Raw genomic sequence first — 20,452 nt, 5'->3', positions numbered from 1 at the left:
CGTACACATTCCCGGAGAGAGGCCGCACCGTGATCGTGATCGCCCACCTCAGCGATGTCCACCTCGACGGCGACGGGCGGGCAGCCGACCGCACCCGCGCCGTGATGGAGTACCTGGACGCCCTGCCGTACGACCTGGACGCAGTCCTGGTGAGCGGGGACATAGCCGACAACGGCAAGGCCGCAGAGTACGAGGAGGCGCGCGAACTGCTGGTCTCGCGGCACCCGCTGGTCCTCTGCCCCGGCAACCACGACGAACGCGCGGCCTTCCGCCGGGTCCTGCTGGGGGAGGAACCGGACCCCTCGGGCGCACCGTCGGCGGAGCCCGTCGACCAGGTGCTGCGCGGCGAGGGCTTCGTCCTCGCGGTCTGCGACTCCTCGGTCCCCGGTGAACACCAGGGCCTCCTCGCCGACTCCACGCTGGCCTGGCTGGAGGAGGTCCTGGCCGGCACCCCGCACCGGACCCCGGTCCTGGTCGGCTTCCACCACCCGCCCGTACCGCTGCACACGCCCTACGTCGACGAGATCAGGATGTTCGGGGAGGAACGGCTCGCGGAGCTGGCGCAGCGGCACCCGCACCTGACGGCGTTCCTGTGCGGGCACGCCCACACCGCCGCGGCCACCACCTTCGCGGGGCGGCCGCTGCTCGTGGCGCCGGGGGTGGTCTCCACGCTACGGCTCCCGTGGGAGGCCCAGGAGGGGCCCGACCACCACGTGCACCTGGACGAGCCGCCCGCCGTCGCCTTCCACGTGCTGGGGGAGGAGGGGCGGCTGACGACCCACTACCGGGTGGTGACGGCCCGCCGGTAGCTGCTGCCGTCGCGGGTGCGGGTCAACAGGCCCGAGGTGATCAGATAGCGCCGCAGGGCGGAGCAGTCCTCGTGCACCGTGCGCAGCGCGTCGTTCACCTCGGGCTCGGTGTAGTCGCGGTCCGTCGCGAAGAGGGTCTGCGCGAGGTGGACGAGCAACTGCTCGCGCCGGGCGGCCCTGCGCGGGATCGCCTTGAGGCGGCCGCCGGAGAAGAGGTCGGCGACGTCCCGCTGCGTAGCGGGAATTGCGGTGGGGGACTGCACGGTGCTCTGTGACATGTCGGGAAGCCTCTCCCGGCGCCGCGGCCCGGGCAACGCAATTTCCCCGGCGCACCGGTCCGGCCGGTCCAGCCGGTCGGAGAACCGCACCCGCACCCACCCCGCACCCCCGCCGGAAAAGTGACGGTCGTTCATCTTACTGAGTGGTAGTTCCCGCCAGTACCCTCCCCGTGACCGGTTCCTGCCCCCCACGGAGGAGCACGCATGCGACGCCCCACCGCTCGCCTGAGAACAGCCGTCGCCGCCGGGCTGGTCGCCCTCGGCGCCGCCCTGCTGTCACCCCTGTCCCCCTCGGCCGCCGCCCTCGGCGCGGCCGACCCCGTACCGCTGCCCGTGGCCGACCACTGCGGCGGACAGTGCTCGGACATCCTGCCGCCCGGCCAGAACGGCAACGCCACCCTCGCCCAGATCCTGGCGCACAAGGCGTTCGGCACCATGCCCGCCCACGCCTCCGACCAACTGGCCCGCTACGACTCCCTCGTGGCCGGCTACCCCGGTCTCACCGACGCCAAGATCAACGACTTCTTCAACACGGCCTCGTTCGGAGTCCCCGCCGACCAGGTCGAGTCCACCACCAGCCCCCGCCCCGACGTCACCATCACCCGTGACAAGAAGACCGGTGTCCCCCACATCAAGGGCACCACCCGCTACGGCACCTCCTTCGGCGCGGGCTACGCCGCCGCCCAGGACCGGCTCTGGCAGATGGACCTCTTCCGGCACGTCGGCCGCGGCGACCTGACCCCCTTCGCGGGCGGCGCCCTCGCCAACCAGGGCCTGGAGCAGCAGTTCTGGCCGCAGGCCCCGTACACCGAGGCCGACCTCCAGGCCCAGGTGGACCGGATCCGCACCACCGGCGGCGAGCGCGGACGCCTGGCCATGGAGGACGCGCAGGCCTACATCGACGGCATCAACACCTACCGCACCCAGTCCAAGAACGGCCGCTACTTCCCCGGCGAGTACGTGCTCACCGGGCACATCAACTCGATCACCAACGCCGGTGAGATCCAGCCCTTCAAGCTCACCGACCTGATCGCACTGGCCTCCGTCGTCGGCGGCCTCTTCGGCGGCGGCGGAGGCGGCGAGGTGCAGGCCGCGCTGTCCCTGCTCGCCGCGCAGCAGCGGTACGGGGTCGAGGAGGGCACCCGGGTCTGGGAGTCCTTCCGCCAGCGCAACGACCCCGAGGCCGTCCTCACCGTCCACGACGGCACCAGCTTCCCGTACGCCCAGAAGCCCGCGGACCCGCAGGGCACGGCCCTGCCCGACGCCGGCTCGGTCACCGCCGAGCAGCTCGTCCACGACCGTACGGGGGCCGCCACCGCACCCGCCGCGGCCGACCCCCCGAAGCCGGTCAAGCAGAGCATGTCCAACGCCCTGCTCGTCTCCGGCGCGCACACCGCGAGCGGCCACCCCGTAGCCGTCTTCGGCCCGCAGACCGGCTACCTCGCACCTCAGCTGCTCATGCTCCAGGAGCTGCAGGGACCGGGCATCAGCGCCCGCGGGGCCTCCTTCGCGGGCGTCAGCATGTACGTCCAGCTCGGCCGCGGCCAGGACTACGCCTGGAGCGCCACCTCCGCCGGCCAGGACATCACCGACACCTTCGCCGTCGAACTGTGCGAGCCCGGCGGCGCCACGCCCACCAAGGCCAGCGCCTCCTACCTCTACCGCGGCACCTGCACGCCGATGGAGAAGCTGGAGCGCACCAACGCCTGGAAGCCGTCGGTCGCCGACGCCACCCCGGCCGGCTCCTACCGGATGCAGGTCCTGCGCACCCACTACGGCGTCGTCACCCACCGCGCCAGGGTCGCGGGCAAGCCCGTCGCCTACACCTCGCTGCGCTCCACCTACCGCCACGAGGCCGACTCGATCATCGGCTTCCAGATGCTGAACGACCCGTCCCACGTCAAGGACGCCCGCAGCTTCCAGCAGGCCGCCGAGCACATCGGCTACGCCTTCAACTGGTTCTACGCCGACTCGCGGGAGGCCGCCTACTACAACAGCGGGCTCAACCCGGTCCGCCCCGCCGGTGTCGACGCGGCCCTGCCCGTGCACGCCCGCCAGCCGTACGAGTGGCAGGGCTTCGACCCCGCCGCGAACACCGCCGCGTACACCCCAACCGCCGAGCACCCGCAGTCCGTCGGCCAGGACTACTACGTCAGCTGGAACAACAAGCAGGCCAAGGACTACAGCGCGGCCGGCTTCGGCATGGGCGCCGTCCACCGCGGCGACCTCCTCGACCGCCGGGTCAAGCAGCTGGTCGCGGCGAGCGGGGTGACCCGGGCCGGGCTCACCCGGGCCATGGCCGAAGCGGCGGTCACCGACCTGCGGGCCGAGAACCTGCTCCCCGAGCTGCTCGACGTGCTCCGCAGCGGTCCCGGCACCGATCCCGCGGTGACGGCGGCGGCCGACAAGCTCGCCGCCTGGCTGGCGGGCGGCGCCCAGCGCAAGGAGACCGCCCGGGGCTCGAAGACGTACGCGCACGCCGACGCCGTCAGGATCATGGACGCCTGGTGGCCGCTGCTCGTCGAGGCCGCCTTCCGACCGGGCCTCGGCGTCCCGCTCTACGACGCCCTGCGCGCCTCACTGAGCGTCGACGAGGCTCCCAACGCGGGTCATGGGCCCACCGGTTCGCACGCCGGGTCCGCCTTTCAGTACGGCTGGTGGAGCTACGTCGACGAGGACCTGCGCATGGTGCTCGGACGCCCGGTCGCCGACCCGCCGCCCCAGGTGTTCTGCGGGGGCGGAGCGCTCATCGCCTGCCGCGAGGCGATGACGGTGACCCTGAAGCAGGCCGCGGCGGCCACCCCCGCCGCCGTCTACCCCGCGGACGGGACCTGCGCGGCGGGCAACCAGTGGTGCGCCGACTCGGTCGTGCAGCGGCCGGTCGGCGGACTGGCCCACCCGCAGATCAACTGGCAGAACCGGCCCACCTACCAGCAGGTGGTGGAGTTCCCGTCCCACCGCTGAGGCGTGCACGCGCGGGGGCCCGCCGGTCCCGGAAACCTCCGGGACCGGCGGGCCTTTGCGCAGCCGGCTGACGGGCGGACCGGTCAGGGGCCGACGGTGATCTGCTGCGCCGGGTTGGTGGTGTCGGCGACCTTGTAGACGGCGTTGAAGGTGGAGAAGGTGGCGCTGGTCGGGCAGCCGAACCCACCGGTGACCGTGACGGGCACGGTCGCGTTGGTGAAGGTCAGGCTGGACGGGGCGCCGTTGGCCCAGGTGCCGCCGACGTTGGCGGGGGCCGTGGGCGCGGCGGTGACCGTGCAGTTGGCCAGGCCGCTGGTCGTCACCACGAGTCCGCCGACCGGCACCTTCATGGTGGCGGTGATCGGCGAGCCGTTCTGCATGGACACCGTCCAGGCGCCGCTGGTGGTGACGGTGGGGGTCACACCGGGGATGCTGGAGGTGCAGGAGCTGTACGTGGGGGGCGAGATCGGCGAGCTGACCGGTCCGGCCGGGTTGGTGTTGCCGGGGGCGGCCGGCACCGTGCCGGTGGAGACGGAGACCGTACAGGTCACCGTCACCGAACCGGCCTTGAGGGTGGCCTTCCCGCTGAGGGTGGCCTTGAAGGCGTGCCCGGCCGGGGTGACGGTGGTCGACCCGGCCAGCGGTAAGGGTGCCGCGGTGGCCGGGACGGTGACCGAGGCCACCGTGAGCAGTCCTGCGGCTGCCGTCGCGAGGGCGAGCGCGGTGCGCGTACGGATCATGGCTGTGCTCCTTGGGGATCGTGATGAGCGGTGGGAGCGGAAGCGGAAGCGGGAGCGGAAGCGGAAGCGGAGGACGGGGCAGGTGGGGGACTGCCACCGGTGCGCGGTGCGGCGTACGGCTGCCAGGCGAACATGAGGCCGCCGCCGACGATGCCGAGCAGGGTGCCGATCAGGAAGCCGCCCAGGTTCGACAGGACCAGTGCGGCGGTGGCGATGAGGGTGGTGAGGACACCGGCCAGGACGCGCTGGGGCGGCGCGAACCAGGCGGTGAGACCGAGCACGATCATGACGATCCCCATCAGGACCGACGGGATGCCCGCCACGCCCTGCTGGAGCATGACCTTCAGCGGTGCCAGCGGCAGGACGCAGATCTCGGCGCCCGCCAGAACGGCGAGGAGTCCTCCCCAGAACGGCCTGCTCCGCCGCCAGCGGCGGAACCGTCCGGTGCGGGCGGCGCGCCTGGGGTCCTGTCCGGCGGTGCGGCTCAGAAGCATTCCTTCTTGCCCTTGCTGATGTTCATGCTCAGCCCGGAGAGCTTGAAGGTGCCCGCGTTGGTCGCCCACGCGGTCTGCTGGAGGTTGCTGATGCTGACGGTGTCCGCCTGCTGGGCGAACAGGTCCTGCATGCCCTGCGCGTCGGCCGGTCCCTTGTCGAGGGTGGAGGCGTCGCGCCCGATCTCGATGTTGCTGAAGACGGCGTCACCGGAGAGCTGGGTCGCGTCGACGAACAGGTTGGTGGCCTCGACCGGGGTCTTCTGGCCGGCCGTCAGGTTGAGCGAGATGTCCCCGATCACCGGGAGCGTGGTGACCACGGACTGGCACAGGCTGTGGAGCTTCGCTTCCCGGATGGCGGTGACCGCCACCGGGATGAGTTCGTCGCGCGCATTGACGTCGACGCTGCCGTACTGGGCGAAGCCCTCGCCGTCGAGGCTCTTCGCCGAGACCTTGAACTGCTGCCCCGACACGGCGAAGGAGGCGGCGAGAGCCCCCTGCGCCAGGGCGATCCCGAGGCCCGCCGTGACGGCGACGGCGGGAACGGTCAGGAGGGCGAACCGGCGCCATCGGACCCGGCCGGCGACGCTGCTCGCGGCGCCGGCCTCGTCGTCCGAGGGGCCGGGCGGGCCGGATAAGTGCGGGGAATCTGCCATGAGATCGTCCCTTATTTCGGCTGTGCACCTTTGTTGTTACCGACGAGTTGAATGTAAGAGTGCCAATGGCGGTTGGCAAGGTTGTGCGAGCGCACCTTTTCGGCCGACTCCTACTGCTCCGTACGCAGCAGTTCCGCGACTTCCTCGTCGACCCGCCGGGCCATCGCCCGCGCGAACTCCGTGGCCACGACCTCGCCGGCCACCGGACGCAGGGCGGCCACCGCCCGCGTGACGTGCTGGAGTTGGCTGGCCGAAAGCTGCTCCAGCCCCTCCGCACCGATCACATGCCGCCTGAACAGCCCCACGAAGCGGTCCGCGAGCGCAGCCGCCTGCGTCTGCAGGAAGTCCCCCGCGTCCAGGATCTCCGCGAGCGGCACCCCCTGCCGCACCAGCGTGAGCGTCGCCTCCAGCAGCCGCCGGCTCGAATAGGTGACCAGGTCCCCGTCGACCGTCACGTACCCCAGCTCCGCCGCCCGCCGGGTGTCCGCGGCCGTGGCGGTCGGGCCGAACAGCTCCCGCAGCTGCGCGCGGGTCATCGTGACCGGTTCCTCCTGCACCCAGTCCCGGGTCATCTCCCGTTCCAGGCCCAGCAGTCGGGACAGGCCGCCGCCCTCTTCCCAGGCGTGCAGCAGCTCCGCGATGCCGTTCACGGTGTAACCGCGCCCCAGCAGGTCGCTGATCAGGCGCAGCCGGGTGAGGTGGTCGTCGGAGTACCAGGCGATCCGGCCCTCGCGGCGGGGCGGCGGGAGCAGCCCGCGCTCCTGGTAGTAGCGCAGGTTGCGCACCTTGACCCCGGCCGCCCGGGCCACGTCCTCCCGGCGGTAGCGCCCGCCGACGTCCCCGCCCGGACCGACGCCACCGCTCCCGTCCCCGCTCGATCCGACTGCTCGGTCCCCGTCATGCTCCGCCTGGCTGCTCACGCGGCAGAGTGTAGGACGTACCGGCAGGTCACATAGGGCGCGGACGCTCCTGCTTGACCGCGCGCAGGACCACGAACTTCGGCTCGCTGGCGGTGACTTCACTGTTGCCGAAGAGCCGCCGCAGGTGCGTGTGGTAGCCCATGTGCCGGTTGGCGACCACCCACAGCTCGCCGCCGGGCCGCAGCACCTTGCGCGACTGGGCGAACATCCGCAGCGCCGTCGCGTCGGTCGTGGCCTGGTGGGAGTGGAACGGCGGGTTGCACAGCACCAGGTCCACCGAACCGGGATCCAGCATGGCCACCCCGTCGCCGACATGGAACTCGGCGGTCCGCCGGCCCTCGCGCACGTTCGCCTTGTACGTCGCCCGAGCGGAGGCGACCGCCTGGTAGGACTCGTCGGTGAAGACGACCTCGGCGTCCGGGTCGGCGACCGCGACCGCCGTACCGACGACACCGTTGCCGCAGCCGAGGTCCACGACCCGGGCGCCGTCGGTGTTGGTCGGGATGTTCTGCAGGAAGAACCGGGTGCCGACGTCGAGGCGGTCCGCGCAGAAGATCCCGGCGTGGTTGACGACGGTCAGCCCGGCACCCGAGCCCCCGTCCTCGTCCACCGTGTACGTCACGGGCCAGGGCCCGGCACCCGTGGGGCGGACCGCGCCCGGAGCACCGGGGGTGCAGAAGATCAGCCGGGCCTTCTTGTCCGCGAGGGAGGTCTTCGTCGGCCCGAGGATCTTCTCGAAGAGGCGCAGCGTGGAGGTGTGGATCTCCTTGACCATGCCGGTACCGATGACGACCGTGCCCGCGTGCACGTGCGGCGCCAGCCGGTACAGCTGGTCCTCCAGCAGCGCCAGGCTCTTCGGTACGCGGACCAGCAGGACGTCGATCCGCTCGGGCGGCGGGTCCTGCGAGGTCAGCAGGGTCACCGTGGCCTTGGACGTCCCGATCCCGGCCCGGTCCAGGTTCGCCGCGGTGGCGGAGCGGGCCAGGGAGGAGTCGGTGATCTGCGTCGGCCGGAAGGCGGCGAGCGCCGTCGTCAGCGCCCCCCACCGGTCCCCGAGCACGGTGATCTGGCCGGCCGCCGCGAGGTCCACCGGACCACGCTCCCCGGTACCGGATTCGAGGTGGCGCAGGAGGTACTCGTCGGCGGCGTCCCAGGCGCGGAGCCGGTCGCGCGGGTCCTCGGGGAAGCGGGTGAGCTCGTAGGAGCCGTAAGGCGTGGTCAGACGGTTCATCGTGGCCCCAGGCTAACCGAGGCGGCGGCCCGACCCCGCATGGGCGGGGCCGAGCCGCGCTCAGGTCGATCGCCGGGCGCACCCCGGGACCTACTCGGGGAACTCCCCGGCCATCGCCGCGGCGACCCGCAGGAACGGGCGCGCCTCGTCCGCCCGGCCGCTGCGCTCCAGGGTCCGGCCGAGCATCAGCTGCGCGTAGTCCTCCACCGGCCAGCGCTCCAGGATGGCGCGCAGCTCGCGCTCCGCCCTTGTGAGCTGCGCCGAGTGGTAGTAGGCGCGGGCCAGCAGCAGCCGGGGCGCCAGCTGCTCCGGGGCTTCGCCCGCGAGCGGGTCCAGGATGCGGGCGGCCGTCGCGTACTCCTTCGCCTCGAAGAAGAGCTGGGCACGTTCCCACCGCTCGGCGGGCGTCCCGTGCCCGAAGTACGCCGTCGCCGTGTCCATCGCGTTCCTTCCGCCGTCCGGGTGCTGTGTTCCGGTGGCTCCAACACGCTTCTGAGGCGGAACATTCCGCCTCACGCGGCTGCCGCGGCAGGACTAGGTTGTCCGCATGAGCAATCTCGATCGCCAGCCCGCTCTCTCCGCCTGCGGCGGCCGCGGATTCGTCGTGGCCGAACCGGTGCGCGAGCTCCTGAGCCCGCGCACCGTCAAGCTCGGGGAATCCACCGAGGTCCGCCGACTCCTGCCGAACCTGGGCCGCCGCATGGTGGGCGCCTGGTGCTTCGTGGACCACTACGGCCCCGACGACATCGCCGACGAGCCGGGCATGCAGGTCGCCCCGCATCCGCACTCCGGGCTCCAGACGGTGAGCTGGCTGCACGAGGGCGAGGTCCTGCACCGCGACAGCGTCGGCAGCCTGGAGACGATCAGGCCCCGCGAGCTGGGCCTGATGACCTCCGGCCGCGGAATCAGCCACTCCGAGGAGAGCCCGCGCCCGCACGCGCGCCTGCTGCACGGGGCCCAGCTGTGGGTGGCCCTGCCCGACGCCCACCGGGACGTGGCTCCGCACTTCCAGCACCACGCCGAGCTCCCGCAGGTCACGGCCCCGGGGCTGACGGCGACGGTCATCCTGGGCTCCCTGGACGGGGCGACCTCGCCCGGTACGGCGTACAGCCCGATCGTCGGCGCGGACCTGACCCTCGCGGCGGGCACCGAGACCCGGCTCCCGCTCGACCCGGACTTCGAATACGCGGTCCTGTCGATGTCGGGCGAGGCCCACGTGGACGGCGTCCCGGTCCTCCCGGGTTCGATGCTCTACCTCGGCTGCGGCCGCACGGAACTCCCCTTGCGGGCAAGCTCGGACGCAGGCCTGATGCTCCTGGGCGGCGAACCGTTCGAGGAGGAGATCGTCATGTTCTGGAACTGGATCGGCCGGAGCAACGAGGAGATCGTCCAGTTCCGCAAGGACTGGATGGAAGGCACCCGCTACGGCGAGGTAAAGGGCTACGACGGCCCCCCGATCCCCGCTCCGCAACTCCCGCCGGTGCCCCTGAAGGCGCGCGGACGGGTGCGCTGACCTGCACTTTTGTGAAGTAGGTCGATCGGTCGAGCTCGGCCCGGGAGGGGGCGTATCCCTGGCGGAGATCATCCCGGCGGGGCGAGCGACGGGAGGCTCCGGGAGGCCCTCTCCGGGCCCTCGGCGTTTCCCAGGTATGACCAGCTGAGGTCAGCTTTGCCAGGATCAATGCTGACCCCATGCTGACTTTGGTGATGGTTCGTCAGATCAGGTCATGGCTTCCGATGGTCGCGACGGCGCCGGGGATGAGGTCCTCGGGCTCGTTGCGTCAGGTTGGACGGAGCGTAGTCGTCAGAGGTTTCGTCGCAGGCGTGGATGCAGACGGTGCGTGCGGCGCTCGAGCGGTCCCGGGGATAGGCGGCGCCGAGGTTCATGCCGCTGTCGGTGTCGATCGGGGGCTGCTGCCAGGTCCCGCTCATGTGGACGCCGGCCTCGGAGCGCGCGGCTGCCACGAGTGCGGCGTAGGGTTCGGCAACCGTCGAGCTTCGATCTGGAGCCAAGCGTGGTGGAAGGCCATGCGGGCGAGAAGGGAGATGGCCTCGTCGGTCAGCCCCCGGCGGATGTCCGCAGAAGACGGCCGCCGGCGGATGCGGTACGGCATCTCCAGATACTCCTCGACTGCCGTCAGTGCTTCCGCGAACGCCTTGGAACGCCGCTCGCGTCGCAGCGCACGCTGATTCAACGAGTACGTGACGTAGACGCCGACCAGCGCGATGACGGGAACGATCAGGGCGGTCGTCTGGGCCCACGTCCAGCCGCTCGCCTGCGCCGCGGTCGAGATGACGAAGCCGGTACCCACCCGCTGTTCCCCGGCAGACCGTGTGGTGCGTCCTCGACGAGCCATTCGCCGCCGTTCTCTCCGTCGGTGAGGCGCCAGTAGTGTTCCAGGAACAGGTGCGTCCGGACGATCTCGAGCAGGTGGAGGAGGCCCTTCGGGCTCGTCCACCGGCACTCCTCAGGATCGTACGGATACCAGAGACACAAGGCGCCGTCCGTGCTGTAGCGGTGCTTCGATGTCGCGCCGGGCTTGACCCGGCTGAGTGCGTGCTGCGCACTGACTGGACGGCCCTCTGCTTCGTGTTGGATTGCGAGGTCGATGTAATCCCGGGCCGTGTCCAGGCGTTTGCGGACTTCGCTGATCGGCAGGTTGAGGGGGATAGGGGCCGGCGACCCCGGAGGGGTCCTGTGTCTGTCCGGACTTGAACTCCCGTGCCGCGTGCGCGAAGAAGGTCTGGAGAGCATCGATCAGCGGCATAGGCGTGGTGATGGACTCCAACGCGAGCGCCTTGATGTTCCAGGAACAAAGCGGCTTGCTGTGAGTGCAGTTCCAATGCTTCAGCAGCCGGACCGCCCGAGCGAACGTATTCTCCGTCTTGTCGATGACCTCCAGGACCATCTCGGTGTGCGCGATTGGGTCGGCGCGGTCCCACTCATCGGCGATGTCCATGTTCGGGATGTAAAGACCCTCGCCGGAGGGGTGCGGGATCGCCGTCATGGCGTCGGCTGTGAAATCCGGTTGGCCTGCCGTCACCGGGTCGCCGAACCTGACGAGCACGGCTCGCCGACGCCCGGCCACTTCCACGGCTCAGCTTCGGGAACGCGTCGGCGAGATCCCTCCCGGATCGCGTCTCGGGCGCGCTCCATCAGGGGCAGCGCGTCGCTTCCGTCAGGGCCGAACCCCTCGGCGTAGAGCGGGCTGAGCTTTGCGCCCAGGTCCACATCGGTCAGCGGTGTATTGGCGTCACCGTGGGCAACGCTCCCGTTGAAGTAGATGGTGGAACCGGGGAACGCGCGTTCAAGTGCGTTGGCCACGAGCTGTCTTCGACGCTTCGCCTCGACGAGTTCGTCTCCGGTGACCTCGATGTGGCGGCGCGGCTCTTCGGGGAGCTGCTTCAGGGGCTTCTCTTTCATCAGTGCACCCTCCGTCTCACCTTGGTTATCCCCCGTTACGCGCCGACTGCACCTTCATCGGGCATATGACCGCACCGGTCGCCGTGGTGACTGCGCTGGCATCTGACGCTGCCTTCTGCAGGTGGTGGAGAAGGGGGGATCGTCGTGACGGGTCAGATGAGGGAGGGCGGGATGCCGCGCGGCCAATGCCCGAGCCAGAACGCGGCTGCCGAGGGCCGGTCTTGGGCCTCCGTGGAACCGTCGTGCAGCAGGTATTCAGTGGGAGCCATGTAGCCCTCGCCGGGGGCTAGGCGTATTCGGATGGTGCCGATGGGGCGGCCACTGGCGACGTAGTCGCGGTAGCCCTGGGAGTGTGGGTAGCGGTGGACGTGGTCGTCGGGGTGGACGGCTCGGCAGGCCGCCTGGGCGTCGATTCCACCCAGGATGATGTACCGCGTTCCGGGGCCGAGGTTGAGGCAGAGCCTGCGACGTCCGGTGTGCTCGTCGGTGAACCCGGGCTTGTCTCAGTTGTCTAGAGGTTGTTGCAGAAGGTCCGTCGCGGGCAGGGCTGCGCGGCTGGCTGACCTGCTGGTTCATTCGGCCATGGCGAGGTTGTGCATGGCGGCGACGGCCTGGACGGCGTGGTGGAGGCCGTCTCCTTTCTGGCGGCAGTCGCGGAGGATCTTCCAGTTCTTCATGCGGGTGAAGGTGTGCTCGACGCGGGCACGAACGCGTCGGTGTTCGGCGTTGTCCTCCTCCTGGCCGCGCAGGAGGGGCCGTCCCGGCCTTCTGCGGTGCGGGACGATCAGGCCGGTGCCCAGGTAGGCGCCGTCCGCGATGACCGTCGTCCCGGCCGCCGCGGCCGGCAGGTCCGACTCCCGCCAGATGTGGGCGCACCGATGGCGATTGCGTCGAGGTCGCCGTGCAGCTGCACCGGATCGCCGTGCGGGACTCCAAGAACCCCCAGCTAGCTGCACGCCTTCACCGTGAGCCCGGCCGCCTTCGCGGAGTTCGTGCGGGGGCTCTGACGGCAGGCCTGTCGCTGCTCCGGCCCGTGGTGGTCCGGAGCAGCGGCCTGGTCAATGGACCTTTGACTAAAGGGAACTTGCCTTCGGCTGCGGGAGCGCTGTCCGAACGGGCTAAGAGTGAACGGTTCTTCGTCCGTCCATAGGGTGATTCGCCCCCTATGGGTGCTACTTCTGCGGCGTGACCGGGAACTCTTACTCAGGCCCCCAAGCACGTTGCTCACCTGAGCAAAGGCAGAGGTTCGGGGCTCCCGAATCCAAAGGATCTGAAACCGTGCGTCTTCGCAATGCCCTGGCTGCCGCTCTCGGTGCGGCCGTACTCATCGTCGCCATGCCCGGCTCCGCATCGGCGGCCACCGGGTCTCTCGACTTCAAGTACGGCGACGTGGCCGATCCCACCGAGTGGCAGATTCAGTTCCCGAACCTCAACGAGTGCTACGCGGTCCCCAAGGTGGACGGAGCGTACGTAGACGCCTACGCGCCCGAGAACCGCAGCAATGCGGATGCGGCGATGTTCCTCGACGCCGCATGTGAGGACCCTGGTGAGGACGGCAAGGAGGTCCTGCTCCACCCGGGTGACACGCGGGGGAACGAGTACCACTTCCGCTCGGTGAGGTTCCTTCTCAGCTCCGGCTGAGTTCGACTTGTCGTTAACGAGTGCGGCCCGCCCTCGTGCTGGTGGCCTTCCCCGTTGCCGAGGGCCGATTCGAGCCACGCGCCGGTCGCGGTGGCCCGGAGGCGGACTACTCGGCCGGGGCGTCGGTCAGGCCGTCGATGAGCAGGTCGGAGAGCCGGACCTGGTACCAGACCTGCTGGCTGGTGCCGTCTGCCCAGTTCTCGGTGAGGATGATCCTGGTGTGGGTCGCGGTGCTCGCGCCTTCCGCTGTCGAGTAGGACTTGGGCATCTCTTGCTCGCGGAAGACCGGGTCCGCCTGGTGCTCGGAGCCCCAGACGGTGAGCGCTTCGTCGAGTTCGGTGGTGAGGAATTCCTCGCGGAGCTGGAGGTTGCTCTTGCCTTCGCCTTGCTTACCTTCCGTGGCGAATTCGTACTCCTGGAAGAAGCTGGCGACCTGCATTTCCGCCCGCCCCGTCCGCGCGCTGGCGGCGGCTGCAGGCTGCTGGCCCTGGGCCTGGACGGGGAGTGCGAGCAGGCCGGAACCGGCGAGCAGTGCCGCCGTACAGGCGCCGATCGCGGCGGTGCGGAGCTGGGTGTGAAGGGGCATGGGATTCTCCCTGGGCATGGCCGCGGCCCGGAGCGGAAGATCCGCAGCCGTCGGGCCGTGCATCGGTACGGGGGAGATCGCGGGGTCTGGGTGATCGGTGAGCTGCTCTGCGCGGCCACGGGGTCTGGGTGGCGGGGAGAGCTGAAGGGACTACGGGGTCTGGGTGATCAGCGATGGCCGGATCCATATCCCGGGACCCGCGGTGCCGGTCCGTGCTGGGAGCCCGGACGGGCAGGGGTGAGCCGGGCAGTGAGTGACTGTGAGCGGGCCGTGTTGCTTGCGCGGTCGGGCCGAGTAGTTGGATGGACTTGCGCGAGCGGTCCGGTTCATGGAAGGGCGCCCGCAGCCGGCTGCGGATGTGGGCGGTCGACGGCGCGTGGGAGTGCGTCTTCGCCGCCCTGCTCGCCCAGGCCGACACGGAAGAGGACCTGACCGGGTCGTCTCGGTGGACTCCACCATCGTCCGTGCCCCTCAGCACGCCGCCGGGGCCCGTCAGTAGGGGCCCCGCCGGGCGGGCCGCTCCACCATGCCCTCGGCCGGTCCCGCGGCGGACTGACCACGGAGATCCACCTCGCCGCCGACGGCCGGTGCCGGCCACTCGCGTTCGTTCTCACTCCCGGCCAGGCCGGTGACGCCCCCGCCTTCCCGCAGGTCATGGCCGCCATCCGGGTGGGCCGGCCGAAGGGCAGGCCCCGGACCCGGCCCACGACCGTGCTGGCCGACGAGGGGTACTCGTCCCGCGCGATCCGCGAACACCTCCGCAAGCGCAAGATCCGTGCCGTGGTCCCGCAGCCTGACGACCAGATCGCCCACCGCAAACGCCTCATACGTCTGTTTACGGGCTACCGGATCGGTGGCCAGGTGATGCGCGTTGCGGGACTGCCCGCCCTGAGCCCGACTGGTACGAGTGCTGGTTCTGTTGGCTGCTGTGTGGTCAGAGGCGGAGGATGACCAGGGCGGTGTCGTCGGTGATGCCGGCGGGTGGGATCAGGTCGGTCAGGAGGGCGTCGGCGAGCTGGTCGGGGTCGGCGGTGCGGTGGCGGGTGAGGGAGTCGGCGAGCCGGTGGAGGCCGGTGTCGATGTCCTCGTGGCGGCGCTCGATGAGTCCGTCGGTATAGAGGACGAGAGTGGAGCCGTTGGTGAAGGCGGCCTGGCTCTGGGGGCGGGGTACGTGTTCGGGGCGGGCTCCCAGTGGGGGGTCGGTCGCCTGGTCGAGGAACGTGATGGTGCCGTCCGGGTGGCAGAGCAGGGGCGGCGGGTGACCGGCGCTGCTGTAGGTGAGGGTGTGGCCGGCCCAGTCGACGAACACCGAGACGGCGGTGGCGGACTCCGCGCCGTCGACGTGGCGGGCGTACAGGCCGAGGACTTCAAGGGCCTGGGCGGGCCCGGCTGCTACCCGGGAGGCGGCGGACAGGGCGCTGCGGAGCTGGCCCATGACGCCGGCGGCCTGCAGTCCGTGGCCGACGACGTCGCCGACGGCGACGGCGGTATGGTCGCGGTGGGGCAGGTCGGTCAGGTCGATCAGGTCGTACCAGTCGCCGCAGACGTTGAGGGAGCCGGTGGCGGGCCGGTAGCGCACTGCTGCGCGGTGGCTGAGCGGGCCGGGGGCGGGCAGCATCGCCTGCTGGAGGTGGAGTGCGATTTCGCGTTCGCGGGCGTGGGCGTCGCGCAAGCGCTGGTTGAGGTCCTGGAGTTCCCGGGCGCGGGTGTAGAGCTCTGCTTCCAGGACGCGGGCACCGTCACCTCCGCTGCGGGTGCCGCGGGCACGGATGAGTTCGGTGACCTCCTCCACCCGGTGGAGCACCAGCGCCACGGCGCCGTCCGGACCGGGCACCGGGACGTTGATGGGGCTCCAGTAACGCTCCTCCCACACCCCTGGCCGGTCGGGGTCCTCCACGTCGTAGCGCTGCAGTGCCATGGTGTCGCTTTCCCCGGTGGAGGCGACTCTGCGCAGGGAGGCGTGCAGGTTGCGCATGCCGCTCGCGGCGGGGTCGTCGGGGTTGTCGGGGAAGACATCGAACAGGTAGCGGCCCATCACCTGCTCGCGCGTGCGGCCGGAGAGCGACAAGTAGGACTCGTTGGCTTCGGCGAACAACAGGTCCGGGGTCATCAGGGCGACGGCGCCCGGCAGGGCGTGGAAGACCGCCTCGAAGTCGATGTTGCTCACTTTTCACCTGCCCGGCGCGAGACCGCTTCGATCTTGTACTCCTCATTGCCATGGGTGGGGCGGGGCGTTGCGGCCCGGTGCCGGCCAGGGCGAGTGCGACGGGCAGCATCCGGATGACGGTGAGGCTGAGCAGCCCGTAGACGACCGGGTGCCACGTCAGGTGCTGGAGTGCCGGTCCCAGGATCACGGAGCCGAAGACGAGGAAGCTGAGCGAGGCGAGGACGAGGCGGTCGGTGAACCTGGTGCTCTGCGCGGGGTCCGAGTCCTGGGAAGGGATGCCGAGGTCGGCGGGGGTGCGGCGCAGGTGGATACCGAAGGCCAGGCCGGCGCCCCAGGCGCCGATGAAGCCGCTGCCCTCCGCCATGGCGCACAAGACGTAGGCGACGACCGGGACGACGAGTACCAGGAACTGCCGCCGGTCGGAGCTGCTCCACCCTCGGGCAAGCGACCGGCGCAACAGGCTCGCCCCGCTCCAGCCGGCCGCGATTCCGATCGCGCCGCTCAGCAGCAAGGCGCGCAGGAACGTCTCGGCGACGCCCGGATGGCCATGGCCCCTCACCCGCTGCGGCGGGTGCCAGGACGAAGAACGGAAGGGCCAGGCCGTCGTTCGGACCGGATTCGGCGGTCAGGCCGCCGCGGATCAGCGGCGGCACCCGCTTGTCGGAGAAGGCCTGCTGCCCGAGCGCGGCGTCCGTCGGCGCGAGGATGATGGCGGCCAGGGCCAGCTCCCACACGCCCGGGCCGGGCAGCAGCGGCCAGGCCGCCAGCCACCCCAGGGCCATGGTGACCGGCAGGCCGACCGCGGGCAGCCGCAGCGGCAGGAACTCCTCCCGGCGCAGGTCCCGGGCCCTGATTCCGGACGCGTCCGCGAACAACGGGAGCACCAGTGCGCTCTCCAGGAGCGTGCGCGTGACTTCGGGATCCTTCGCCCGGTCCATCAGGTCCAGGCCCAGCGGACCGATGGCCAGACCGACGAGCATGAACACCAGCGGCCCCGAGAGGACCGTGGTCGACAAACGGCGTGAGAGCGCCCGTAGCCGAGGACCACAGCCCCGGCGACCACGACGGCCCAGCCGTTCATCCGCACTCCTTCACACCCGCCTCACGCAGAGGGGCGAAGCCCGACCCTATGGCGGCGCCGGTCAGACCTGTGGGAACCGTGCTCCGAACGCGCCCGGCTCGGCCCGGTCGGCCCAACGCGGCTCGGCCCGACGCGGCCCCCCCCGAAGGGGACGAGACACACCGATCCCCGGGCGCTGCGTATGGGCCGATGACGGGTACGTCGCCGACCGCGATCCGGTACTTCTCGACGGACGGGCCAGACTCGACCAGCAGGCAGAGCGCCTCGAACTCGGGGAGGCCGGCCCAGCCCACCGCGGTACCGATGAGGTGCCGGACGGGTCGGCGTCATCGCGGCGGCCGAACATGCGCTCGGTCCCGGGCAGGGTCCGGCCGAGCACGGCCAGAGCGTCCCGCACGGTGCTGAGGGAATTCTCGCCGTCATCGGGTACGACGAGCGGTTCAGCCGATCCCGCGGACAGCATCAGACCGCCTGCACAGCGCTGGCTTCGGCGATGTCGGCGGGGTTGCCCGGGCCGGCCACCTTTGGCCGGGGGAGGTCGCGGGATGCTCACTACGTCGCTGGATGGCCCTCACATCACTTCCCGTCTCCATGGAAGTCTGCCTCGGCATGGGCGAGGACAGCTCGGTGTACGTCCTGGATGAGGTGCTGTTGTGCGGTGGTAAGGCCGCAGGCGACGGTTTCTCCGTGGCCGGGCTGATCGTGGTCGCCGCCGATGACCAGGCTGCCGAGGATGTTCTGCTCGGGGCCTCCCAGCGCGGAGACGACCGAGGCGGCGGTGCCGTTGAACAGGGCGGCAGAGGAGGGGCCGTGGGCAGTACCCGTGTCTCCGTGAAGGCCGGGACCGCCCCAGCCGGCATGCTGGATGATGAAGCTGTCGGCGTACAGCGGGCGGCCGTCCTGTTCCACCGGGTCGGGGACGCTGTCGCGGAATTCCAGATGCCCGTCGCAATGGATCACCGCGTAGATGCCGGCCATGGGAGACGCCTGGTTCCGTGCGTCCGGTAGGCGTGTGATCCGCGAGCGGCAGACTGCCGTGACGGTGCCGGGGCGGGACGAGGCAAGGGAGCGCGCCTGTCCGCCCGCCCTGGGGCTGCTTCCATCCTCCACCGATCTCGCGCCTGTGGCCACTAGCCGACAACCTGGACATGCCGGGCAGTCGGCCTCTCTGGCCCGCAGGCTCGGCGGGCGGCACCGCGTCTGGCCTGCGATCACCCCGGTTGCGGCGCGATATCCCCACGGAATTCACGTATCCGGCCCAATCGCAGCCGTCGCTGTTTGCGCCACCTCGTGCCGAACCTGCGGCGGTGGACAAGTCATGGCGCTGTATCCGGCATGACCACTCCCGGACCGGGCGCGACGCCATCGGGCGGCTCACAGCCTGCTGCCGCTCCCGTGGGGAGCGTAGAGGTCGAGCAGACGGATCCTGGCGGCGAGAAGCCGGTGGGCGAGCACCTGGCCCACCCAGTGGCCGATCGCGGACCCGAAGGCCGGGTCGGCGTCCATCATCATCCGCACGGCCGCGGCGTCGAACTCGTCGGTGCGCACCGGGGTCATCGCCTCAGCGCCGAAGTGCCAGGTGAACGGGGGGAACAGCCACGACCAGCCGACCAGCTCACCGGCACCGAGACTCTCGATCACCGCCGGCTTGCTGCCCGGTACGAGAACGTCGAGGGTGACGGTGCCCGTCCGCACGATCCAGAAGCGGTCGGCACGGCCTCCTTCGGTGAAGATCCGTGCTCCCTCCTCGAAGTTCACCTGGTGGGAGACGCTCATCATCCGTGCCCGGTACTCCGCCGAGAGTGCGGCCGAGATCCGGAGGGGGGAAGGGGTGCTCATGGCGGTCTCCGTTCGATTCCGTGTCCAGTCTCGCCCCGCGCCTCCTCGGCGGGCATGGGCCGACCGGTCCCACATATGGCCCGATCAGACCCCTGCGACGCTCGAGGCCCTCCCGACCTCGATGACACGATGATCAGACCCCTGCGACGCTCGAGGCCCTCCCGACCTCGATGACACGATCCCGCGCCTGGGCTTACCCGCCGGCTCAACGAGCGGGATTCCGACCTGCGATCGGCCGTCTGTGCAGGCAATGAGGAGGCATCCGTCTGCGCGTTGTCCACCCTTGTGGACGCGGTGCGGACGCCGGGCACCACCATGCCGGAGGAGGGCGGGGCGCCGCCGGACCTGGTGATGCCCGATCAGGAAACCATCGTGCTGATGTCCACCGGTGTGGTGGTCTCGTGTGCAGCAGCGGCCGATTTGCGGGCGAGGAAGGCGCCGAGCTCACCGATGGTGCTCATGAGGGGCGCGGGGAAGAGGACGGTGCTGTTCTTGTCCACGCCGATCTCCACCAGGCTCTGCGGATTGCGCAGCTGCAGGGCGAGCGGGTGGGCCATCATGATGTCGGAGGCATCACCGAGCGCTGCTCCGGCCATCGACTCTCCCTCGGCGCTGATGATCTTGGCCCTCTTCTCGCGTTCGGCTTCTGCCTGGCGGGCCATGGCGCGCTTCATGCTGTCGGGCAGCTGGATGTCCTTCAGCTCGACCAGGGTGACCTCGACGCCCCAGTCGGTGGTGGTGATGTCGAGGATCTCGCGGATGTCGATGTTGATGCGGTCGGTCTCCGAGAGGGTCTCGTCGAGGGTGTGCTGGCCGACGACCTTGCGCAGGGTGGTCTGGGCGATCTGGTTGATCGCCGCTTCGACGTTCTCGACGGCGATGACCGATTTCACGGCGTCGACGACGCGGAAGTAGGCGTCGACGTGTCCGCCTGCATTGCGCGCCCCCCAGGTGCCGGACAGGGGCCGAACGGTCCACAATCCCGCACGGCTCGTCGCATGGGCGGCCGGGTGCCGTGATCCTGTCTGCAGAGGCGCCAAGCCCCCAAGGAGATGTGATGCGCGTCGTGATCGTGTACGAGAGCCTGTTCGGGAACACGCGCCAGGTGGCCGAGGCGATCGGGGCCGGCGTACGGGAGGCCCGCCCGGATGCCACGGTCGACTGCGTGCGGGTGGACAAGGCCGATCGGGAACGCGTCGGCTCGGCCGACCTGCTCATCGTGGGTGGCCCCACCCACATGCGTGGCATGCCATCGGGCCTGTCGCGGAAGATCGGACTGCAGTCGGAGAAGAGGCAGGCCGAGGACGAACCGGAGAGGCGGCACGAAGCTGAGGAGGGCGCGGAGGGGCCTGGGCTTCGTGACTGGTTCCACGAGCTGCTCCGGACGCGAGGGGACGTGCCCGCTGCCGCGTTCGACACGCGAGGGGATTTCCGGCTCGCCGGCGGCGCGGCACCCGCCATTGCTCGCCGGCTGCGTGTCCACGGCTACCGACTCGTCGCGGAACCGGAGGGCTTCATCACCGAGGATGCCGAGGGACCCCTCCGTGAAGGGGAGCTGGACCGAGCCAAGGCCTGGGGCGCGGCCCTGGGCTGATCGGTGACTCTCTCACCGGCTCCGAAGGTGA

At 70.6% G+C, this 20,452-nt stretch carries 21 protein-coding genes and 5 pseudogenes; 8 read left to right on the top strand and 18 right to left on the bottom strand.

Translation table 11 applies throughout. From position 1 onward, the window contains the following. The first annotated feature begins 29 nt into the window (after positions 1-29). A complete protein-coding gene (locus IO30_RS0108575) occupies positions 30-809 on the top strand; it encodes a metallophosphoesterase (protein ID WP_031140909.1) in 780 nt (259 codons plus the stop codon). Here the strand turns inward: IO30_RS0108575 and IO30_RS0108570 are convergent. Beyond that, on the bottom strand, positions 782-1,087 hold the full coding sequence (locus IO30_RS0108570; protein ID WP_051859147.1) for a DUF2087 domain-containing protein: 306 nt from the start codon (positions 1,085-1,087) through the stop codon (positions 782-784). The genes IO30_RS0108575 and IO30_RS0108570 overlap by 28 nt on opposite strands. 204 nt (positions 1,088-1,291) lie before the next feature. On the opposite strand from IO30_RS0108570, the gene IO30_RS0108565 reads away from it, so the two are divergent. Further along, positions 1,292-4,051, top strand: a complete 2,760-nt coding sequence (locus IO30_RS0108565; protein WP_031140904.1) for a penicillin acylase family protein — start codon at positions 1,292-1,294, stop codon at positions 4,049-4,051. A gap of 83 nt (positions 4,052-4,134) precedes the next feature. Here IO30_RS0108565 and IO30_RS0108560 read toward each other — a convergent pair whose 3' ends face one another. The 6 genes from IO30_RS0108560 to IO30_RS0108535 all read right to left on the bottom strand — a co-directional run bounded on the left by IO30_RS0108560 (position 4,135) and on the right by IO30_RS0108535 (position 8,530). Then, on the bottom strand, positions 4,135-4,791 hold the full coding sequence (locus IO30_RS0108560) for a hypothetical protein (RefSeq protein ID WP_031140903.1): 657 nt from the start codon (positions 4,789-4,791) through the stop codon (positions 4,135-4,137). Next, positions 4,788-5,285 (bottom strand): DUF6114 domain-containing protein, encoded by a 498-nt coding sequence (locus IO30_RS40275; RefSeq protein WP_051902045.1) that lies wholly within the window; start codon positions 5,283-5,285, stop codon positions 4,788-4,790. The genes IO30_RS0108560 and IO30_RS40275 overlap by 4 nt, the downstream gene beginning before the upstream one ends. Then, the gene (locus tag IO30_RS0108550; protein ID WP_031140900.1) at positions 5,276-5,833 is read right to left on the bottom strand and encodes a DUF6230 family protein; all 558 of its coding nucleotides are present in this window, start codon (positions 5,831-5,833) and stop codon (positions 5,276-5,278) included. Before IO30_RS0108550 ends, IO30_RS40275 begins: the two co-directional genes overlap by 10 nt. Positions 5,834-6,048: 215 nt before the next feature. Continuing rightward, positions 6,049-6,858, bottom strand: coding sequence for a MerR family transcriptional regulator (locus IO30_RS0108545; RefSeq protein WP_234321648.1), 810 nt, complete (start codon positions 6,856-6,858; stop codon positions 6,049-6,051). Between the two features lie 28 nt (positions 6,859-6,886). Beyond that, positions 6,887-8,080, bottom strand: a complete 1,194-nt coding sequence (locus IO30_RS0108540; protein WP_037893516.1) for a methyltransferase — start codon at positions 8,078-8,080, stop codon at positions 6,887-6,889. A 99-nt stretch (positions 8,081-8,179) separates the two neighbouring features. Beyond that, positions 8,180-8,530: a tetratricopeptide repeat protein gene (locus IO30_RS0108535; protein ID WP_031140894.1), complete on the bottom strand. Its 351-nt coding sequence runs from the start codon at positions 8,528-8,530 to the stop codon at positions 8,180-8,182. 106 nt (positions 8,531-8,636) lie between these two features. On the opposite strand from IO30_RS0108535, the gene IO30_RS0108530 reads away from it, so the two are divergent. Beyond that, the gene (locus tag IO30_RS0108530) at positions 8,637-9,602 is read left to right on the top strand and encodes a pirin family protein (RefSeq protein ID WP_031140892.1); all 966 of its coding nucleotides are present in this window, start codon (positions 8,637-8,639) and stop codon (positions 9,600-9,602) included. 415 nt (positions 9,603-10,017) lie between these two features. Here the strand turns inward: IO30_RS0108530 and IO30_RS40270 are convergent, their stop codons facing one another. The 4 genes and pseudogenes from IO30_RS40270 to IO30_RS40260 all read right to left on the bottom strand — a co-directional run. Further along, on the bottom strand, positions 10,018-10,401 hold the full coding sequence (locus IO30_RS40270) for a hypothetical protein (RefSeq protein ID WP_063768424.1): 384 nt from the start codon (positions 10,399-10,401) through the stop codon (positions 10,018-10,020). 156 nt (positions 10,402-10,557) lie between these two features. After that, positions 10,558-11,157 carry a hypothetical protein gene (locus IO30_RS45305; protein ID WP_157853159.1) on the bottom strand — a complete coding sequence of 200 codons (600 nt, stop codon included), beginning with the start codon at positions 11,155-11,157 and terminating at the stop codon, positions 10,558-10,560. Further along, positions 11,130-11,513: a hypothetical protein gene (locus IO30_RS41795; RefSeq protein ID WP_051902044.1), complete on the bottom strand. Its 384-nt coding sequence runs from the start codon at positions 11,511-11,513 to the stop codon at positions 11,130-11,132. The genes IO30_RS45305 and IO30_RS41795 overlap by 28 nt, the downstream gene beginning before the upstream one ends. Before the next feature lie 572 nt (positions 11,514-12,085). Then, a pseudogene (locus IO30_RS40260) lies at positions 12,086-12,385 on the bottom strand (transposase family protein); the annotation flags it as partial. Positions 12,386-12,414: 29 nt separating this feature from the next. Here IO30_RS40260 and IO30_RS48070 point away from each other — a divergent pair. Together IO30_RS48070 and IO30_RS0108510 are read left to right on the top strand one after the other, a co-directional pair. After that, the gene (locus IO30_RS48070; protein ID WP_078904617.1) at positions 12,415-12,663 is read left to right on the top strand and encodes a hypothetical protein; all 249 of its coding nucleotides are present in this window, start codon (positions 12,415-12,417) and stop codon (positions 12,661-12,663) included. 128 nt (positions 12,664-12,791) lie between these two features. Next, the gene (locus IO30_RS0108510; RefSeq protein WP_051859139.1) at positions 12,792-13,154 is read left to right on the top strand and encodes a hypothetical protein; all 363 of its coding nucleotides are present in this window, start codon (positions 12,792-12,794) and stop codon (positions 13,152-13,154) included. Positions 13,155-13,260: 106 nt separating this feature from the next. Here the strand turns inward: IO30_RS0108510 and IO30_RS0108505 are convergent, their stop codons facing one another. Continuing rightward, a complete protein-coding gene (locus IO30_RS0108505; protein ID WP_031140886.1) occupies positions 13,261-13,740 on the bottom strand; it encodes a hypothetical protein in 480 nt (159 codons plus the stop codon). Positions 13,741-14,033: 293 nt separating this feature from the next. Between IO30_RS0108505 and IO30_RS48065 the strand changes: the two are divergent. Then, positions 14,034-14,562: pseudogene (locus IO30_RS48065) on the top strand (IS5 family transposase); the annotation flags it as partial. A 112-nt stretch (positions 14,563-14,674) separates the two neighbouring features. Here IO30_RS48065 and IO30_RS0108500 read toward each other — a convergent pair. From IO30_RS0108500 to IO30_RS0108485, 5 genes and pseudogenes are all read right to left on the bottom strand, one after another. Beyond that, on the bottom strand, positions 14,675-15,850 hold the full coding sequence (locus IO30_RS0108500; RefSeq protein WP_078904616.1) for a PP2C family protein-serine/threonine phosphatase: 1,176 nt from the start codon (positions 15,848-15,850) through the stop codon (positions 14,675-14,677). 145 nt (positions 15,851-15,995) lie between these two features. Further along, a pseudogene (locus IO30_RS48060) lies at positions 15,996-16,466 on the bottom strand (cation:proton antiporter domain-containing protein); the annotation flags it as partial. A gap of 61 nt (positions 16,467-16,527) precedes the next feature. Further along, a pseudogene (locus IO30_RS48055) lies at positions 16,528-16,887 on the bottom strand (cation:proton antiporter domain-containing protein); the annotation flags it as partial. Between the two features lie 677 nt (positions 16,888-17,564). Beyond that, positions 17,565-17,966 carry a hypothetical protein gene (locus tag IO30_RS0108490; RefSeq protein ID WP_031140883.1) on the bottom strand — a complete coding sequence of 134 codons (402 nt, stop codon included), beginning with the start codon at positions 17,964-17,966 and terminating at the stop codon, positions 17,565-17,567. Between the two features lie 396 nt (positions 17,967-18,362). Next, positions 18,363-18,827, bottom strand: coding sequence for a Crp/Fnr family transcriptional regulator (locus IO30_RS0108485; RefSeq protein WP_031140881.1), 465 nt, complete (start codon positions 18,825-18,827; stop codon positions 18,363-18,365). Positions 18,828-19,052: 225 nt separating this feature from the next. Here IO30_RS0108485 and IO30_RS48050 point away from each other — a divergent pair. Beyond that, positions 19,053-19,136: pseudogene (locus IO30_RS48050) on the top strand (hypothetical protein); the annotation flags it as partial. A gap of 50 nt (positions 19,137-19,186) precedes the next feature. Here IO30_RS48050 and IO30_RS0108480 read toward each other — a convergent pair. After that, entirely contained in the window at positions 19,187-19,807 is a 621-nt protein-coding gene (locus IO30_RS0108480) for an SPFH domain-containing protein (protein ID WP_237403381.1), read from the bottom strand. Between the two features lie 77 nt (positions 19,808-19,884). Between IO30_RS0108480 and IO30_RS0108475 the strand changes: the two genes are divergently transcribed. Continuing rightward, positions 19,885-20,421: a flavodoxin family protein gene (locus tag IO30_RS0108475; protein ID WP_031140877.1), complete on the top strand. Its 537-nt coding sequence runs from the start codon at positions 19,885-19,887 to the stop codon at positions 20,419-20,421. The last annotated feature ends 31 nt before the right edge of the window (positions 20,422-20,452 follow it).

The sequence above is a fragment of the Streptomyces xanthophaeus genome (assembly GCF_000725805.1).
Classification (GTDB): domain Bacteria; phylum Actinomycetota; class Actinomycetes; order Streptomycetales; family Streptomycetaceae; genus Streptomyces; species Streptomyces xanthophaeus.
The sequence above is the reverse complement of the archived record's forward strand: the minus strand, read 5'-3'. Positions and strand labels throughout refer to the sequence as shown.

Excerpts from the sequence above, each read along its gene's own strand:
- IO30_RS41795 (WP_051902044.1), bottom strand. The coding sequence starts at position 11,513 with ATGAAAGAGAAGCCCCTGAAGCAGCTCCCCGAAGAGCCGCGCCGCCAC.
- IO30_RS0108565 (WP_031140904.1), top strand. The coding sequence starts at position 1,292 with ATGCGACGCCCCACCGCTCGCCTGAGAACAGCCGTCGCCGCCGGGCTG.
- IO30_RS0108535 (WP_031140894.1), bottom strand. The coding sequence starts at position 8,530 with ATGGACACGGCGACGGCGTACTTCGGGCACGGGACGCCCGCCGAGCGG.
- IO30_RS0108475 (WP_031140877.1), top strand. The coding sequence starts at position 19,885 with ATGCGCGTCGTGATCGTGTACGAGAGCCTGTTCGGGAACACGCGCCAG.
- IO30_RS0108500 (WP_078904616.1), bottom strand. The coding sequence starts at position 15,850 with ATGACCCCGGACCTGTTGTTCGCCGAAGCCAACGAGTCCTACTTGTCG.
- IO30_RS0108570 (WP_051859147.1), bottom strand. The coding sequence starts at position 1,087 with ATGTCACAGAGCACCGTGCAGTCCCCCACCGCAATTCCCGCTACGCAG.
- IO30_RS0108530 (WP_031140892.1), top strand. The coding sequence starts at position 8,637 with ATGAGCAATCTCGATCGCCAGCCCGCTCTCTCCGCCTGCGGCGGCCGC.
- IO30_RS0108560 (WP_031140903.1), bottom strand. The coding sequence starts at position 4,791 with ATGATCCGTACGCGCACCGCGCTCGCCCTCGCGACGGCAGCCGCAGGA.
- IO30_RS0108485 (WP_031140881.1), bottom strand. The coding sequence starts at position 18,827 with ATGAGCACCCCTTCCCCCCTCCGGATCTCGGCCGCACTCTCGGCGGAG.
- IO30_RS0108505 (WP_031140886.1), bottom strand. The coding sequence starts at position 13,740 with ATGCCCCTTCACACCCAGCTCCGCACCGCCGCGATCGGCGCCTGTACG.
- IO30_RS40275 (WP_051902045.1), bottom strand. The coding sequence starts at position 5,285 with ATGCTTCTGAGCCGCACCGCCGGACAGGACCCCAGGCGCGCCGCCCGC.
- IO30_RS0108490 (WP_031140883.1), bottom strand. The coding sequence starts at position 17,966 with ATGGCCGGCATCTACGCGGTGATCCATTGCGACGGGCATCTGGAATTC.